Raw genomic sequence first — 14852 nt, forward strand, 5'->3', positions numbered from 1 at the left:
TGCTGGATTTGGCGCTAAGTCAATTACGCTCGTTGTATAAATGTCGAACAGTTCACAATCTGAATAAACTCACGAGCAAAAAAGCGAAGTGACGAATACAGGTTAAAACGAATAAGAAATGTGAATTAACGGCCCGTCGAATGAACCCGGCAAAGTTAAGTACCATTCCTTTTGTCCGGGCGAGGTTTGACGTAAGATCCTTTCACCCCACGGTTTGCACGATGGTATCCCTTGCACGGGCAACACGGATTTTTACCCGCATTGATGAGTTGGAGCAGCAGATGGATCAAGAAAGTGAACTGAACGATTTTCCGGAAAAAAAGCTGGTGACAATGCGGGACGTTGCTCGCGCTGCGGGCGTGAGCGTCTCGACCGTTTCGCGCGTACTCGATGAAAGATTACCCACCTCGCGTAGCGCCTCGGCAGATAAAATTCGCCAGGTGGCCCGAGAGCTGGGCTACCGTCGGGACTATGTTGCTTCCAGCCTGCGCCGTGGCGATACCGGAACGCTTGGCGTCCTGGTTCCGAGGCTGACCGATGCCGTCACGGCGATGCTTTTCGAAGAGATAGCCCGGGCTGCGGCGAGGAGAGGGTATTTCGCGATCGTGGCGACCTGCGGAGATAGCAAGGAGCAGGAGAGGAACGCCGTTGAATCGCTGCTGGATCGTCGTGTGGATGGGTTGATTATGTCAACCTGCCGGCTGGACGATCCTTTGCCGCAAGCCCTGCGTGAACGGGATGTGCCCCATGTTCTGGCGTTGCGCACCGATGGGTTTAGTCCTTCATCGGTCGGGGACGATGAGCTTGGCGGCTATCTGGCAACCCGACACCTGATAGATTTAGGCCACCGTGATATTGGCCTGATCGGCGGTCCCGATTTTGCCTCCAATGCGCTTAACCGGCGTAAGGGCTTTGAGCGGGCAATGCAGGAGGCCGGGCTCAGGATCGAAGCGGAATGGTGCTGCCATTCTGATTTTAATATCGCCTCTGGAGAGCAGCAGGGAATGAAAATTCTCAGCCAGCCTCATCGCCCGAGCGCACTGTTTGCCGTCAATGACGAGTTGGCGATTGGCGTGCTCGCGGCCGCGCATCAGCTAGGACTGGTGATTGGCGAGGATCTGTCTCTGGTGGGATACAATGATATTCCTCTGGTGAGTAGGCTGCCCGTAGCCCTGACTTCGGTTAGAACGCCACTGGAGCATATCGCCAGTAATGCGGTAGATATGTTATTGAATCCAGAAGTAAATAATAATATGCGGATTACCACGCCTTCCCTTATTCCTCGTAAGTCTACCTCGTCCCCACGTCACTAATCCGTCGGCGATCCTCCTGGCTTTCCTGGTGAAAGCGGGGAGGATTGAATTTTGTATAACGGATCTCATCCCGGATGCGGAATGCTGTTTAGTTTGTGATCTGCGTTGCATTTTTAACCAATTCGGCGTTGACGGTTTTATTTTTGCGGTTCAATGTCAATTAAGTGAAAACGATTGCAGAAACGATTTCATATCCGTTTCAAACGATCGCTAACCTGCAAATATACGCTTACTCATCAAGGGGATACTTATGATTAACATCGATCTCAGAGGTTTGACTCCGGCTCCGGTTACACCCTTCACTCGCGAGGGGCGCGTAGATTATGATGCCATCCAGCGCCTCGGTAGCTGGCTGGGCAGCATTGACGGCGTAAAAGGTCTGGTGGTTCTGGGACACGCAGGGGAAGGGACTTTTCTAACTCAGGAAGAGCAGGCGAATGTGATCCGCGCATTTGTGAAGTCGGTAGATGGCAAGCTTCCAATTATTGCCGGTATCACCGGAGAAGGGACGGAAGTCGCTGCGCTGGAGGCCAAGCGTGCTGTTGCCGCCGGCGCATCCGCTGGTTTGCTGTATCCTTCTCACGGCTGGTTGCGTTTTGGCTATCAGGACGGCGCGCCTCAGGATCGTTACCGCGTGGTTTATGAAGAAAGCGGCCTGCCGCTGATTCTTTTCCAGTATCCGGATGTCACTAAAGCCACTTACAATCTGCAAACGTTATTGGATATTTCCGCACAGCCTGGCGTATTCGCCATGAAGAATGGCGTGCGTAATATGCGCCGCTGGGATACTGAAATTCCGGTTATTCGCCGCGAGCGTCCGGATCTGCAAATTTTAAGCTGCCACGATGAATATCTGCTGCACACCGCGTTTGATGTCGATGGCTTCCTGGTTGGCTACGGTAATATCGCGCCTGAACCATTAATTGAAATGATTAAGGCGGGTAAAGCGGGTGATTATGTGAAAGCGCGTGAGCTGCACGATCGACTGCTGCCGGTGACCAAAAGCGTATACCACCGCGGTTCTCATATGGAAGGTACCGTGGCGCTGAAACATGCGTTAGTCGCGCGTGGGATCCTTGAGCATGCCACCGTCCGCTCCCCGCTTTTGCCGCTCGAAAAAGGGGCTGAAAAAGAGATCCACGACGCCATGCGCGCTGCTGAGCTGGGCCTCGTTCGTTAATTTATGCTGAGTCTGTTGTTAATCCGCAATGCAGAAAGATCTCTTGCTGTATTGCGGATATCGGCGCGTTCAGCGCGAGCTCTCCGGGAGATGTCATCCTGATCGACACACCCGGCTACCAGAACTAGCAGGTCATTTCAGTATGTAAAGGGTTAATGCCGGACAGGGAGCCGTGGAGGCAAATTATGGTATTAGTTCAGTTTCTGGTCGTGCTGCTATTTCTTTATATCGGCATGCGGGTTGGCGGTATCGGCGTAGGTTTTGCCGGCGGCGCTGGCGTGATTGTCCTCAGCGCGCTTGGCGCCACGCCGGGGGATATGCCGATGCTGGTTATCGTGTTTATCATGGTGGTGATTGTGGCGATTGCGACCATGCAGGAGGCCGGCGGTATCGAATATCTGGTTGACCTCACCGAGCGCCTGCTGCGCCGCTATCCGCGATTGTTAGTCATCACCGCTCCGCTTTCCACCTGGCTATTAACCATGATGGCCAGCACCGGACAGGTCTCTTTTGCCTGTATGCCGGTGATTGTCGGCGTGGCGAAAGAGAACAATATAAAACCTACCCGGGCGCTCGCTCTCTCCGTCAGCGCCTCTTTGCTTGGCATTGTGGCATCGCCCATTTCCGCGGCGGTGATTTTCTTTTCGGGGATTCTGGAAAAGAGCCATTCTGGCTGGGGCTATATTGAGCTTATTGCGGTATCCATCCCTTCCACCTTTCTTGCGTTGCTGGTCACCTCCGTGTTTTACCTGTGCTGGGACAGAATTCGCCGGCAGGATAGGCTCTATGACAATCCGGTGCAGGTGAAGGCTCGGACTGAGCGGGAGATCCCGCCTTATGCCGCTCGTTCGGTGCTGATCTTTATCGTCGGGCTGGTGGTGGTGCTGTGCTATGCGATTGTCACCAGCCCCAAATTAGGGCTGATTATCGATCCGGTCATGAGCAGCGGGCAGGCGCGGGTAGGGGTGATGTTGGGCGTTGCGCTGCTGATTCTGGTGAGTTGCCGGGTTAACGTACAAAAGGTCCCGTCCGGCTCGGTATTTAAAACCGGGATGACCTCCTGTATCTGTATACTCGGAGTCGCCTGGCTGGGGTCAACCTTTATGGACAGCAATCAGCAGTGGTTGCAAAGTACGCTCTCGTCACACTTCCTGGAGTCACCCATTATGCTGGCCATTATTATTATGGCGGCGTCATGTTTCCTGTATTCTCAGGCGGCTTCAACAAAAATTTTATTTCCCGCCGCGCTGAGTATGGGCGTTGCCCCCGGTATTCTGGTGGCCTGCTTCCCGGCTACCGCTTCGCTTTTTATTTTACCAAACTATCCGACGTTACTGGCGGCGGTGGAACTGGATGTTACCGGCTCAACTAAACTGGGGCGGCATATTATCGATCATCCTTTTCTGCTGCCTGGCCTGGCATCGGTGCTGCTTTCTATTCTTTTCGCAGCCGGGCTGGCTTTTTTGATTCAGTGAATGATATGAGCAGTGGCAAAGTGATACAGGCAGACGACTGAGCAAAAAGGAGTTAGATGATTTAACTCCTTTTTTAATTGTCACCCCATCATCACCTTTTGGGGACATGAAAATGGCTGGCTTTGTCGGGTTTATGGCGCTGGCCTACGTAGTAGCCTCAGAAGGGCATCGCCAGCAATGTATATCCAGAATCACGCTTTGCATAATGTTAACTACCGTGCTGATTGCCCGGCAGAAAAATATAGCCATTTGTACATAGCTCACATTTGAACAATTAAATGGATAAACCTTTTGATATTTAAGCAAAATATAGTCCATATTAAAGCCTTGTACCGAACGTGGATATTTTAAGGATAAGAATATGTCAGCAGTAATTGATAAAGCACTGGATTTTATTAATGGCATGAACACGTCATCTTCAGCACCGCACACCATGGATGAAAGTACGGCTAAAGGCATTTTCAAGTATCTTAATGAGTTAGGAGCTCCGGCCAGCGCGGCTGATGTATATGCCCGGGGCACTCAAGAGGGCTGGGATCCCGAATTTACTAAAACGTTAGCTGGATGGGCGGAACGAATTGAGTCCGGCGAGCGTATAGTTATTAAGAATCCTGAGTACTTTTCTTCATACATGCGCGAGGAGCTGCGGGCTCTGGTATAAGATGAACTCTGCTCAACCGTGAGCGGATTGGTTCGCTATATTGCAAGCTTCTAACCCAGCGCGTTTGTACTCCGCAGTAGTTGCCTGCCGTATTCTGTAGGTATCCTGGAAAAGACGAAGGGCTTACGAGTAATCGTAAGCCCTTGATATTTGGTGGCCCCTGTTGGGTTTGAACCAACGACCAAGCGATTATGAGTCGCCTGCTCTAACCACTGAGCTAAGGGGCCGTGGCGAGGGATTATAATGTAACTGCACGCGGCAATCCAGCGTAAAGCGCGCGCCTGCTGTTTTTATAAACAATGCATTTTCAATCCTTTATAATCAGCTTTTTAGTCATTCAGCCGGAGAAATTATGATTAGCGATATCCTGGCGCCGGGGCTGAGGGTGGTCTTTTGCGGCATCAATCCGGGGAAGTCCTCCGCGCATACGGGGTTTCATTTTGCCCATCCCGGCAATCGATTCTGGAAGGTTATTCATCAGGCGGGGTTCACCGAGCGGCAGCTGAAGCCGGAAGAGGAGCAGCATCTGTTGGATACCGGCTGCGGTATCACCATGCTGGTTGAGCGGCCGACGGTACAGGCCAGCGAAGTCGCCCTGCTGGAGCTGCGTAATGGCGCGCAGGAGCTAATAAGCAAAATTCAGGACTATCAGCCGCAGGCGCTGGCGGTGCTCGGCAAGCAGGCCTATGAGCAGGCGTTCAGGGTGCGTGGCGCGAAGTGGGGACGCCAGGAGGCGACCATCGGTGAAACTGAAATCTGGGTGCTGCCCAATCCCAGCGGTTTAAACCGGGCGTCGCTGGACAAGCTGGTTGAAGCCTATCGCGAACTGGATGAGGCGCTGGCGGGGCGAGGGCGGTGATGGCGCCCGAATCGCAGGCATAAAAAAAGCTCCCCGCGGGGAGCTTTTTACTCTGTTTGCAGCGCGACGATTAATCGTCGAGGAAGCTACGCAGCACTTCAGAACGGCTTGGGTGGCGCAGTTTACGCAGCGCCTTCGCTTCGATCTGACGAATACGTTCGCGGGTAACGTCGAACTGTTTACCCACTTCTTCCAGCGTGTGGTCGGTGTTCATGTCGATACCGAAACGCATACGCAGCACTTTCGCTTCACGAGCGGTGAGGCCCGCCAGCACGTCATGCGTTGCCGCACGCAGGCTCTCGGTGGTCGCAGAATCCAGCGGCAGCTCGAGGGTGGTATCCTCGATGAAGTCACCCAGATGCGAATCTTCATCGTCGCCGATCGGCGTTTCCATGGAGATAGGCTCTTTGGCGATTTTCAGCACCTTACGGATTTTGTCTTCCGGCATCAGCATGCGCTCAGCCAGTTCTTCCGGCGTCGGCTCGCGACCCATTTCCTGCAGCATCTGGCGGGAGATACGGTTGAGCTTGTTGATAGTCTCAATCATATGCACCGGAATACGGATGGTGCGCGCCTGATCCGCGATGGAACGGGTGATCGCCTGACGGATCCACCAGGTGGCGTAGGTGGAGAACTTGTAACCACGACGGTATTCAAACTTATCTACCGCTTTCATCAGGCCGATGTTGCCTTCCTGAATCAGGTCGAGGAACTGCAGACCGCGGTTGGTGTATTTCTTGGCGATAGAAATAACCAGACGTAAGTTCGCTTCAACCATCTCTTTCTTCGCACGACGGGCTTTCGCTTCGCCGATGGACATGCGACGGTTGATATCTTTAACCTGCTCGATGGTCAGGCCGGTTTCTTCTTCAATCTGCTGCAGTTTCTGCAGGCCGCGCTGAACGTCTTCTTTAACGTCATGCAGCTTCTCGGACCACGGCTTGTTCATCGCCACGGCGGCGTTGAACCAGGTTTCGCTGGTTTCGTTGCCGGTGAACAGGGTGATGAAGTTTTTCTTCGGCATTTTGCACTGTTCAACGCACAGCTTCATGATGATACGTTCTTGAGTACGAACGCGATCCATCATGCTGCGCATGCTGTTGACCAGGTAATCGAACTGTTTCGGCACCAGGCGGAACTGTTTGAAGACCTCGGACAGCTTGAGGATCTCTTCCTGCGCGGCGGCGTGGCTGCGGCCTTTCGCTTTGATGGTGTCGCGAGTCAGCTCGTACTGGGTGCGCAGCTCGGCGAATTTCTCGCGGGCCAGCTCCGGGTCGATGCTGTTATCGTCATCGCTGTTGTCGTCGTCGTCATCTTCTTCTTCATCTTCGTCGTCGTCCATCTCTTCCTGAGACAGCTCGGAACCGACGTGAGTGGCGGTCGGCGCCATATCTTCTTCAGCGTTCGGATCGACGAAGCCGGTGATCAGGTCAGACAGGCGAGCTTCTTCAGCTTCGACGCGGTCGTACTGCTCCAGCAGATAGGTGATGGCTTCCGGATATTCCGCAACGGAGCACTGGACCTGGTTGATCCCGTCTTCGATGCGTTTAGCGATGTCGATTTCGCCTTCACGGGTCAGCAGTTCAACGGTACCCATTTCGCGCATGTACATGCGCACCGGGTCGGTCGTACGGCCAATTTCAGATTCAACGCTCGACAGCACCTGTGCCGCCGCTTCTTCTGCGTCTTCATCGGTATTATTGGAGGTTTCAGCAAGCAGCAGATCATCGGCATCCGGTGCTTCTTCCATCACCTGAATACCCATGTCGTTGATCATTTGGATGATGTCTTCGATCTGATCGGAGTCGACGATATCTTCCGGCAGATGGTCATTGACCTCGGCATAGGTCAGATAGCCTTGCTCCTTACCACGTTGGACAAGAAGCTTCAGCTGTGACTGCGGGTTTTGCTCCATAAGACGGTATCCACACTTAATTCGTTTGATTGGTGCAGGCAGACGAACTGCCAACATTTAAAGCGAGGGCGTACTTATATTATTGCCGCTGCGCCTCAGCGCGGCTGTCGGGGGCTTCCCGATCGATATTCGGCACTTAAGCCGTTAAATTCATTTTTTGGCCAGTTCCTGGCTGATAGTCCAGAGTTCCCGGCGCTCCTCACTGCTTAAACCATGTGTGCGATCGCGAGCTATCAACTCTTCTTGTCGCAGTTCCAGCAGTGAGTCAAACATATGGTTGAGCGAGTCGGTGAAGGTTTGTTCAGCGATATCCTTATCTGCTATATCGTCCCACATCGACAGTTTTTCAAGGGTTGCCGCTTCATTTGTCCCGCGATACTGCTCTAAAAGTTGCCCGGTGGTCAGACCTGGCTGCGCCAGACACGTATTGACCAGTTCGCTGAATAAACCAAGCCCTGGCATCTTCTGCTGATCCAGACCGGCTAAGGGCGGAACCAGCGGCGCCAGATCGGGGTTCTGCACCAGTAACCCTATAAGTATACGCATGGTCGTGCGTTTTAGCTGCGGCGCCGGGCGCGGAGCGCTATTTTCCGCCTGTTTCGGCATTAAACGTTCAAGCTGGGCGTCATCCAGAATGCCCAGTTTGTTGCCCAGCTCCTGACGCAAATAGATGCGCAGCGTTTCGCCCGGCACCTGGGTAATCAGCGGCAGCGCCAGCGTGCTCAGCTGCGCGCGCCCATCCGGGGTGCTCAGGTCGACCTGCGGCATCAGACTATTGAATAAAAACGTGGAGAGCGGCTGTGCCTGCTCCATCCGCGCTTCAAACGCCTCTTTGCCCTCTTTACGCACCAGCGTATCCGGGTCTTCGCCGTCAGGTAAAAACATAAAACGCAGCTGGCGGCCATCGGTCATATACGGCAGCGCCGTTTCCAGCGCGCGCCATGCCGCGTCGCGGCCTGCCCGGTCGCCGTCGTAACAGCAGATGACCTGATTGGTCGCCCGGAACAACAGCTGAATATGGTCGGCGGTCGTCGAGGTGCCCAGCGAGGCCACGGCATAATTAATGCCGTACTGCGCCAGCGCGACGACGTCCATATAGCCTTCGACCACCAGCAGACGCTGAGGTTCGGCGTTATCCTGCTGCGCTTCATACAGGCCGTACAGCTGGCGGCCTTTATGGAAAATATCGGTCTCCGGGGAGTTCAGGTATTTTGGCAACGCATCGCCCAGCACGCGCCCGCCAAAACCAATCACCCGGCCTCGCTTATCGCGAATCGGGAACATCACCCGTTCGCGGAAGCGGTCGTAACTGCGCCCCTGATCGTTGGTGACCAGCATGCCCGCATCAATAAGCGACTGGCGGTTTTCCTGATTGCCGCCAAAACGTTTTAAAACGTTATCCCAGCCTGGGGGAGCGAAGCCTATTGCGAAGCGGGTAATCACCTCGCTGCTTAAGCCGCGTTTTGCCAGATACTGGCGCGCGGGTTCAGCGGCGGGTTGGTTCAGAGACTGTTGGTAAAACGTGTTCAGACCGTCCAGCAGTTGATAAAGATTCTGCCGCTGATGCCGTTCTATCTGGCTCGGTCCATTACCTGCTTCATAGGGCACTTCAAGGTTGTGCATGGCGGCCAGCTCTTCGACGGTTTCGACGAACTCGAGCTTGTCGTAGTTCATCAGGAAGTCGATGGCGTTGCCGTGCGCACCGCAGCCGAAGCAATGGTAAAACTGCTTTTCACCGTTGACGGTGAAGGAGGGGGTTTTTTCGTTATGGAACGGACAACACGCGTGATAATTCTTGCCCTGCTTTTTCAGCTTCACCCGAGCATCGATCAGATCGATGATGTCGGTGCGCGCCAGCAGGTCATTGATAAATACGCGTGGGATTCGTCCAGCCATATGCCCCGTAATCTATACACTGCATCCTGCAAACGGCCTCGATATGTCGCCTGAAGACAGTTTGAACGATCTCGTGTATCTGCTAATGCATAAACGAAAATAAGCCGCGCATTCCTTTCGGAAGCACGGCCTTACAACTACAACTCGGTCTGAATTGAGAGCTTCGCTCTCAACAGATTAGTACAGACGAGTGCGGCGTGCGTTTTCGCGAGCCAGTTTCTTCGCGTGACGTTTCACTGCAGAAGCTTTAGCGCGCTTACGTTCGGTAGTCGGTTTTTCATAGAACTCACGACGACGAACTTCCGCCAGAACACCTGCTTTTTCGCAGGAACGCTTGAAGCGACGCAGAGCTACGTCGAACGGCTCGTTTTCACGTACTTTAATTACCGGCATGTGCCTCTCACCTTTGATTAATTCGGTTTGCCGCTGGCCGCAATGCCAGCTTATTTCAAAATGGTGCGGAATTTTACTGCAACTACTGCTGCTTTGTAAAGCACCGGCGCCTTTTTTGAAAGGGGACTTTTATAAGGGTGAGGAGTATACACGAAGAGAACTCCAGGGGTGAGCAAAGTTTTACATCGCCGGTCATTGGTCCTACACTGCGCGGTATTGAAACGAGGTAAAACAACTCATGCGTGTACTGGGAATTGAAACATCCTGCGATGAAACCGGCATCGCTATTTACGACGATAAACAAGGTCTGTTAGCCAACCAGCTGTATAGTCAGGTGAAATTACATGCTGACTACGGCGGCGTGGTGCCTGAACTGGCGTCGCGCGACCACGTGCGTAAAACCGTTCCGCTGATCCAGGCGGCGCTCAAAGAAGCGGGCCTGACGGCGAAAGATATTGATGCCGTCGCTTATACGGCAGGCCCTGGCCTGGTGGGCGCGCTGCTGGTCGGCGCGACCGTTGGCCGCTCGCTGGCGTTCGCCTGGAACGTGCCGGCGATCCCGGTACACCATATGGAAGGACACCTGCTGGCGCCGATGCTGGAAGATAATCCGCCGGCGTTCCCGTTCGTCGCTCTGCTGGTTTCCGGCGGTCACACCCAGCTGATTAGCGTCACCGGCATTGGTCAGTATGAACTGCTGGGCGAGTCAATCGACGATGCCGCTGGCGAAGCCTTTGATAAGACAGCGAAACTGTTGGGGCTGGATTATCCCGGCGGGCCGATGCTATCGAAAATGGCGTCTCAGGGCACCGAAGGCCGCTTCGTCTTCCCGCGGCCGATGACCGATCGTCCGGGGCTCGATTTCAGCTTCTCCGGCCTGAAAACCTTCGCCGCCAATACCATTCGTAACAACGGCGACGATGAGCAAACCCGTGCCGATATCGCCCGCGCATTTGAAGACGCGGTTGTCGATACGCTGATGATTAAATGCCGCCGCGCGCTGGAGCAAACCGGCTTTAAGCGTCTGGTGATGGCGGGGGGCGTGAGCGCTAACCGTACGCTGCGCGCGAAGCTGGCGGAAATGATGAGCAAACGCGGCGGCGAAGTGTTTTATGCCCGTCCTGAGTTCTGTACCGATAACGGCGCGATGATCGCTTACGCCGGGATGGTCCGCCTGCAGGGCGGCGGCAATGCCGGCCTCGGCGTTACCGTGCGGCCGCGCTGGCCGTTGGCGGAACTGCCGGCCGCCTGATAACCACCAAGAAGGAAAAACCACGCTTTTACCTTCTTTGTCAGCAGTCTGAAGCCGCCCATCGAGGCGGCTTTTTTACGCGTGGATTAAGGCTGCTGATAATCCTCGGCGTCGATGTCGTAGCCCGACGGCTCCCAGCGTATCGCCAGCAGCGACAACAGCCCAATCAGCGGCGCCGCGGCGATGATCCAGAAAACGCGGGTATCCAGCGCGGCGACCAGCAGCGGGAAGAGGAATAAAGAAAGCGTCGAGCTGCCGCGCATAAGCGTCTGGTTGAGCCCGACGCCAACGCCGCGCAGCGATGTCGGATAGCTTAACGAGGCGAAGGTCATAGTGTGCGCGCCGGGGCCGAATCCCTGGCCGAAAAGGAACAGCGCCAGCATCGCCACGGCAGCGACGCCTTCGCCTGCGCCATCAGGACGGCCAATCAGCGCCAGACCGAGCAGCGCCGTCAACTGGCAGCCATAACCCGCCAGCGACATCCGCCAGGCCCCGAAGCGCGGTACCAGCCGTACCGCCAGCATTCCTCCCACGAAAGCGAACAGCAAATTCAGCGCCAGCGAAATCAAAATCGTCGTCAGCATCGACTGTACGAAGAAGCTGGAGATGATCACCGGCAGACCAAACGCGACGGCGTTATAGGCAAACGAGGAAACCACCGACAGCAGAGTGGAGAGCGTCGTGCGGCGCAGGTAGACGCCGCGGAACAGGCGCAGATAGTTACTCCATTGGGCGCTACGGACTTTCGGCGCCGGTTTTTCCAGCGCGTCCTGGGCAACGTGTGCATTGATGTTGTAAGCCTGGCGTAGAATGGAGGCCGCTTCACGCAGGTTGCCCTGGTTGGCGGCCCACACCGGCGATTCGCTCATGTAGCGGCTGCGGATAGCGATAATCACCAGCGCCGGGATCGCGCCAAAACCAAGAATAATCCGCCATAGCCAGTCGCTGTGGCTCTCCGGTAAGACGGCATAAAAAAAGAGTACCAGCAGATAGGAAATGCTGATCGCCGCGTACCACGTTGGGCACCACATCGCCACGCTGGCCGCCTTGTTGCCGGGGCCTTTGAGCCTCGCGAATTCGCTAAGGAACGCCATCGCCACCGGCAGGTCGATCCCGACGCCGAGGCCCATCACGAAGCGCGCGCCGGTAAGGACGTATTCATTCGGCGCCAGCGCGCAGGCGATTGCCGCTACCACGAAGAACAGCATATCCGCCATAAACACGCGATAGCGGCCAATTTTGTCCGTCAAGTAACCGCCGAGCAGCGCGCCAACGATAGCGCCGAAGGTGATGGCTGAGGCGACCATCCCGGTACCGGCAGGCGTCAGGTTGAATTCCCGGGTGATATCTTTCAGCCCGAAGGCCAGTGAGCCGAGATCGTAGGCATCAAGGAAAATACCGCCGAGGGCGATACCCATGACGATACGCGCGTTATTGCGCCCGCTGCTGCCTTCATTAATGAGGCGCGAGACGTCCGCCGCGCTGCCGATCCATTTTACTTCCCCGCCGGGCGACGCAGAGCTTGCCGCGGGCGTCGCGTTAATTACATCAGTCATGGTGTTGTGCTTTTTTCTCTTATAAAGAGCTTCAGAGTAAACAGCGACGCGGGGACGAAAAAATCACTTTTGGTTATAACTCATAACTAAGTCATTGTAGTGAAAGGATTATCTTTGGTTTTCTCTTTTGCCGCTATGATTGGCTAAAAAAGTGGGAAATAGAATGTGTTTGTGGGGGCAAAGAAGCCCGGCACAGGCGGCCGGGCGCGGAGATTATTTCTGCTCTGGCGTTTTTTTCTTCTTTTTGAATCGTGACCAGATTTTCGTTTCCTGACGGCGCCACAGGCGCTGGATGTTGTCGTGATGGCGCAGCAGGATCAGGCAGGAGAGCATCGAGACCGGAAAGGTGTACTGCGGCTTGAACCACCAGACGTAGAAAGGGGCTACCAGCGCGCTGACGATAGCGCCCAGCGATGAATACCCGCTGAGCAGAATAGTCAGCAGCCAGGTGCCGGCCATCACGCCGGTGAGATCCCAGCCGATGGGAGCGATAGCGCCAAATGCGGTTGCCACGCCTTTGCCGCCGCGGAAATTAAAGAACACCGGCCAGATATGGCCTACGCAGGCGGCGATCGCCACTAGCCCGAGCCAGAACGGCGTGAGACCGAGAGCCCAGGCGCCCCATACCGGCAGCATCCCTTTCAGGACATCAAAAATTAATACCGTTACGGCTGCTCCCTTGCCGCCAATTCGGAGTACGTTCGTCGCCCCTGGGTTGCCGGAACCGCTATCGCGAGGGTCGGGCAAACCAGCAAGACGGCATACCAGAATGGCGCTGGAAATTGAGCCGCAGAGGTAGGCGAGGATAACCAGTCCAGGCGCGATTGCACTCATCAGCTGTTCCATTTTGAAAACGTCGTTAGGACCCCACCCATTTTCGTGTTAACAGCTTGTTGGCTTTCTTTGCGCGATAGGTTACATAGTGATGCTGCTATGTTCCCGAAATCTTGCTGCGTCGCCGCTGTCAGGGCACGTGAATTCTTTAGGGGATGTCTTTGCATCTGTGGATAATACGCATAATTCGCCGGAAGTGGTATCCGGTTTAGCCAAAAAGCAGGCAGGTCGTGATGGATATTGTATTTATAGAGCAACTTTCGGTAATCACCACTATCGGTGTTTACGACTGGGAACAGACCATCGAACAGAAGTTAGTGTTCGATATCGAAATGGCGTGGGATAACCGCAAAGCGGCAGCCAGCGACGATGTCAGCGATTGTCTGAGCTATGCTGATATCAGCGAACTGGTTATTAACCACGTCGAGGGCGGGCGTTTTGCGCTGGTTGAAAGGGTGGCCGAAGAGGTAGCCGAGCTGCTGCTGCAAAAATTCAATTCTCCGTGGGTGCGGATTAAAGTCAGCAAGCCTGGCGCGGTGGCCCGTGCGGCCAACGTCGGCGTAATCATTGAACGTGGCAGTAATCTGAAACAAAACGTTTCTCGTCATAATGTTTAAACAAATTTGTTTTATACCGGTCTTAGTGCCTGGATTTTAATTTTACTTTTTATTTTAAGGGTTTATTGAATGGGCGATTTACACTCGCTGCTGATAGCGGCAATTTTGGGTGTGGTTGAAGGGTTGACGGAGTTTTTACCGGTTTCCAGTACGGGACATATGATTATCGTTGGCCATCTCCTTGGTTTTGAAGGGGATACCGCCAATACTTTTGAAGTCGTGATTCAACTGGGTTCTATTCTCGCCGTCGTCGTGGTGTTCTGGCGTCGACTGTTTGGCCTGATTGGCATTCATTTTGGCCGTCCTCTGCAGCATGAGGGCGTAAGCCAGGGGCGCTTGTCGCTGATTCATATCCTGTTAGGCATGATCCCGGCGGTGGCGCTGGGGCTGGTGTTTCATGACCTGATTAAATCGCTGTTTAACCCGGTTAACGTGATGTACGCGCTGATTGTCGGCGGCTTCCTGCTGATCGCGGCGGAGCTATTTAAACCGAAAGAGCCGCGCGCGTTGGGTCTTGACGACATGACCTATGGTCAGGCGTTTGCCATCGGCTGCTTCCAGTGTCTGGCGCTGTGGCCGGGCTTCTCTCGCTCCGGGGCGACCATTTCCGGCGGCATGCTGATGGGCGTTAGCCGTTATGCCGCATCCGAGTTTTCTTTCCTGCTGGCGGTGCCGATGATGATGGGCGCCACCGTGCTGGATGTTTACAAGAGCATCGGTTTTCTCAACTCCAGCGATATCCCGATGTTTGCCGTTGGTTTTATCATGGCGTTCATCGTGGCGCTGATCGCGATTAAAACCTTCCTGCAGCTGATTAAACGTATTTCGTTTATCCCATTTGCAATCTACCGCTTTATCGTCGCGGCAGCCGTCTACGTGGTCTTCTTCTAAGGCCCAGGCC

General features: G+C 54.6%; 13 protein-coding genes and 1 tRNA gene. 8 read left to right on the forward strand and 6 right to left on the reverse strand.

What is annotated here, in order from left to right:
• Positions 1 to 281 precede the first annotated feature (281 nt).
• The 4 genes from KGA69_RS09585 to KGA69_RS09600 all read left to right on the forward strand — a co-directional run bounded on the left by KGA69_RS09585 (position 282) and on the right by KGA69_RS09600 (position 4629).
• Positions 282 to 1313 carry a LacI family DNA-binding transcriptional regulator gene (locus tag KGA69_RS09585; RefSeq protein WP_047050829.1) on the forward strand — a complete coding sequence of 344 codons (1032 nt, stop codon included), beginning with the start codon at positions 282 to 284 and terminating at the stop codon, positions 1311 to 1313.
• Positions 1314 to 1563: 250 nt separating this feature from the next.
• Positions 1564 to 2493 carry a dihydrodipicolinate synthase family protein gene (locus KGA69_RS09590; protein ID WP_032709182.1) on the forward strand — a complete coding sequence of 310 codons (930 nt, stop codon included), beginning with the start codon at positions 1564 to 1566 and terminating at the stop codon, positions 2491 to 2493.
• 185 nt (positions 2494 to 2678) lie between these two features.
• The gene (locus KGA69_RS09595; RefSeq protein ID WP_213293038.1) at positions 2679 to 3968 is read left to right on the forward strand and encodes an anaerobic C4-dicarboxylate transporter family protein; all 1290 of its coding nucleotides are present in this window, start codon (positions 2679 to 2681) and stop codon (positions 3966 to 3968) included.
• Positions 3969 to 4329: 361 nt separating this feature from the next.
• Positions 4330 to 4629 carry a DUF1889 family protein gene (locus KGA69_RS09600; protein WP_015369626.1) on the forward strand — a complete coding sequence of 100 codons (300 nt, stop codon included), beginning with the start codon at positions 4330 to 4332 and terminating at the stop codon, positions 4627 to 4629.
• A 151-nt stretch (positions 4630 to 4780) separates the two neighbouring features.
• On the opposite strand, the gene KGA69_RS09605 is transcribed toward KGA69_RS09600, so the two are convergent.
• Positions 4781 to 4856: transfer RNA gene (locus KGA69_RS09605), tRNA-Ile, on the reverse strand.
• Between the two features lie 125 nt (positions 4857 to 4981).
• On the opposite strand from KGA69_RS09605, the gene mug reads away from it, so the two are divergent.
• Entirely contained in the window at positions 4982 to 5488 is a 507-nt protein-coding gene (gene mug, locus KGA69_RS09610) for a G/U mismatch-specific DNA glycosylase (protein WP_045392228.1), read from the forward strand.
• 70 nt (positions 5489 to 5558) lie between these two features.
• On the opposite strand, the gene rpoD is transcribed toward mug, so the two are convergent.
• From rpoD to rpsU, 3 genes are all read right to left on the reverse strand, one after another.
• Positions 5559 to 7403, reverse strand: coding sequence for an RNA polymerase sigma factor RpoD (gene rpoD / locus KGA69_RS09615; protein ID WP_015369628.1), 1845 nt, complete (start codon positions 7401 to 7403; stop codon positions 5559 to 5561).
• Between the two features lie 150 nt (positions 7404 to 7553).
• Entirely contained in the window at positions 7554 to 9299 is a 1746-nt protein-coding gene (gene dnaG / locus KGA69_RS09620; RefSeq protein ID WP_045392225.1) for a DNA primase, read from the reverse strand.
• Between the two features lie 177 nt (positions 9300 to 9476).
• Positions 9477 to 9692, reverse strand: coding sequence for a 30S ribosomal protein S21 (gene rpsU, locus KGA69_RS09625; protein WP_001144069.1), 216 nt, complete (start codon positions 9690 to 9692; stop codon positions 9477 to 9479).
• 238 nt (positions 9693 to 9930) lie between these two features.
• On the opposite strand from rpsU, the gene tsaD reads away from it, so the two are divergent.
• The gene (tsaD, locus tag KGA69_RS09630; protein WP_015369630.1) at positions 9931 to 10944 is read left to right on the forward strand and encodes a tRNA (adenosine(37)-N6)-threonylcarbamoyltransferase complex transferase subunit TsaD; all 1014 of its coding nucleotides are present in this window, start codon (positions 9931 to 9933) and stop codon (positions 10942 to 10944) included.
• Between the two features lie 86 nt (positions 10945 to 11030).
• Here the strand turns inward: tsaD and KGA69_RS09635 are convergent, their stop codons facing one another.
• Both KGA69_RS09635 and plsY read right to left on the reverse strand, forming a co-directional pair.
• Entirely contained in the window at positions 11031 to 12500 is a 1470-nt protein-coding gene (locus KGA69_RS09635) for an MFS transporter (protein WP_047065602.1), read from the reverse strand.
• A 213-nt stretch (positions 12501 to 12713) separates the two neighbouring features.
• On the reverse strand, positions 12714 to 13334 hold the full coding sequence (plsY, locus tag KGA69_RS09640) for a glycerol-3-phosphate 1-O-acyltransferase PlsY (RefSeq protein WP_015703522.1): 621 nt from the start codon (positions 13332 to 13334) through the stop codon (positions 12714 to 12716).
• Between the two features lie 233 nt (positions 13335 to 13567).
• Between plsY and folB the strand changes: the two genes are divergently transcribed.
• Positions 13568 to 13951, forward strand: a complete 384-nt coding sequence (folB, locus tag KGA69_RS09645) for a bifunctional dihydroneopterin aldolase/7,8-dihydroneopterin epimerase (protein WP_045392216.1) — start codon at positions 13568 to 13570, stop codon at positions 13949 to 13951.
• Positions 13952 to 14020: 69 nt separating this feature from the next.
• A complete protein-coding gene (gene bacA / locus KGA69_RS09650; protein WP_045392213.1) occupies positions 14021 to 14842 on the forward strand; it encodes an undecaprenyl-diphosphate phosphatase in 822 nt (273 codons plus the stop codon).
• The last annotated feature ends 10 nt before the right edge of the window (positions 14843 to 14852 follow it).

The sequence above is a fragment of the Klebsiella sp. A52 genome (assembly GCF_018388785.1).
In the GTDB taxonomy this organism is placed as follows: Bacteria; Pseudomonadota; Gammaproteobacteria; order Enterobacterales; family Enterobacteriaceae; genus Klebsiella; species Klebsiella aerogenes.

Coding starts and splice junctions, on each gene's coding strand:
- bacA (WP_045392213.1), top strand. CDS start 14,021: ATGGGCGATTTACACTCGCTGCTGATAGCGGCAATTTTGGGTGTGGTT.
- dnaG (WP_045392225.1), bottom strand. CDS start 9,299: ATGGCTGGACGAATCCCACGCGTATTTATCAATGACCTGCTGGCGCGC.
- rpsU (WP_001144069.1), bottom strand. CDS start 9,692: ATGCCGGTAATTAAAGTACGTGAAAACGAGCCGTTCGACGTAGCTCTG.
- mug (WP_045392228.1), top strand. CDS start 4,982: ATGATTAGCGATATCCTGGCGCCGGGGCTGAGGGTGGTCTTTTGCGGC.
- tsaD (WP_015369630.1), top strand. CDS start 9,931: ATGCGTGTACTGGGAATTGAAACATCCTGCGATGAAACCGGCATCGCT.
- KGA69_RS09585 (WP_047050829.1), top strand. CDS start 282: ATGGATCAAGAAAGTGAACTGAACGATTTTCCGGAAAAAAAGCTGGTG.
- KGA69_RS09595 (WP_213293038.1), top strand. CDS start 2,679: ATGGTATTAGTTCAGTTTCTGGTCGTGCTGCTATTTCTTTATATCGGC.
- folB (WP_045392216.1), top strand. CDS start 13,568: ATGGATATTGTATTTATAGAGCAACTTTCGGTAATCACCACTATCGGT.
- KGA69_RS09600 (WP_015369626.1), top strand. CDS start 4,330: ATGTCAGCAGTAATTGATAAAGCACTGGATTTTATTAATGGCATGAAC.
- KGA69_RS09590 (WP_032709182.1), top strand. CDS start 1,564: ATGATTAACATCGATCTCAGAGGTTTGACTCCGGCTCCGGTTACACCC.
- rpoD (WP_015369628.1), bottom strand. CDS start 7,403: ATGGAGCAAAACCCGCAGTCACAGCTGAAGCTTCTTGTCCAACGTGGT.
- plsY (WP_015703522.1), bottom strand. CDS start 13,334: ATGAGTGCAATCGCGCCTGGACTGGTTATCCTCGCCTACCTCTGCGGC.
- KGA69_RS09635 (WP_047065602.1), bottom strand. CDS start 12,500: ATGACTGATGTAATTAACGCGACGCCCGCGGCAAGCTCTGCGTCGCCC.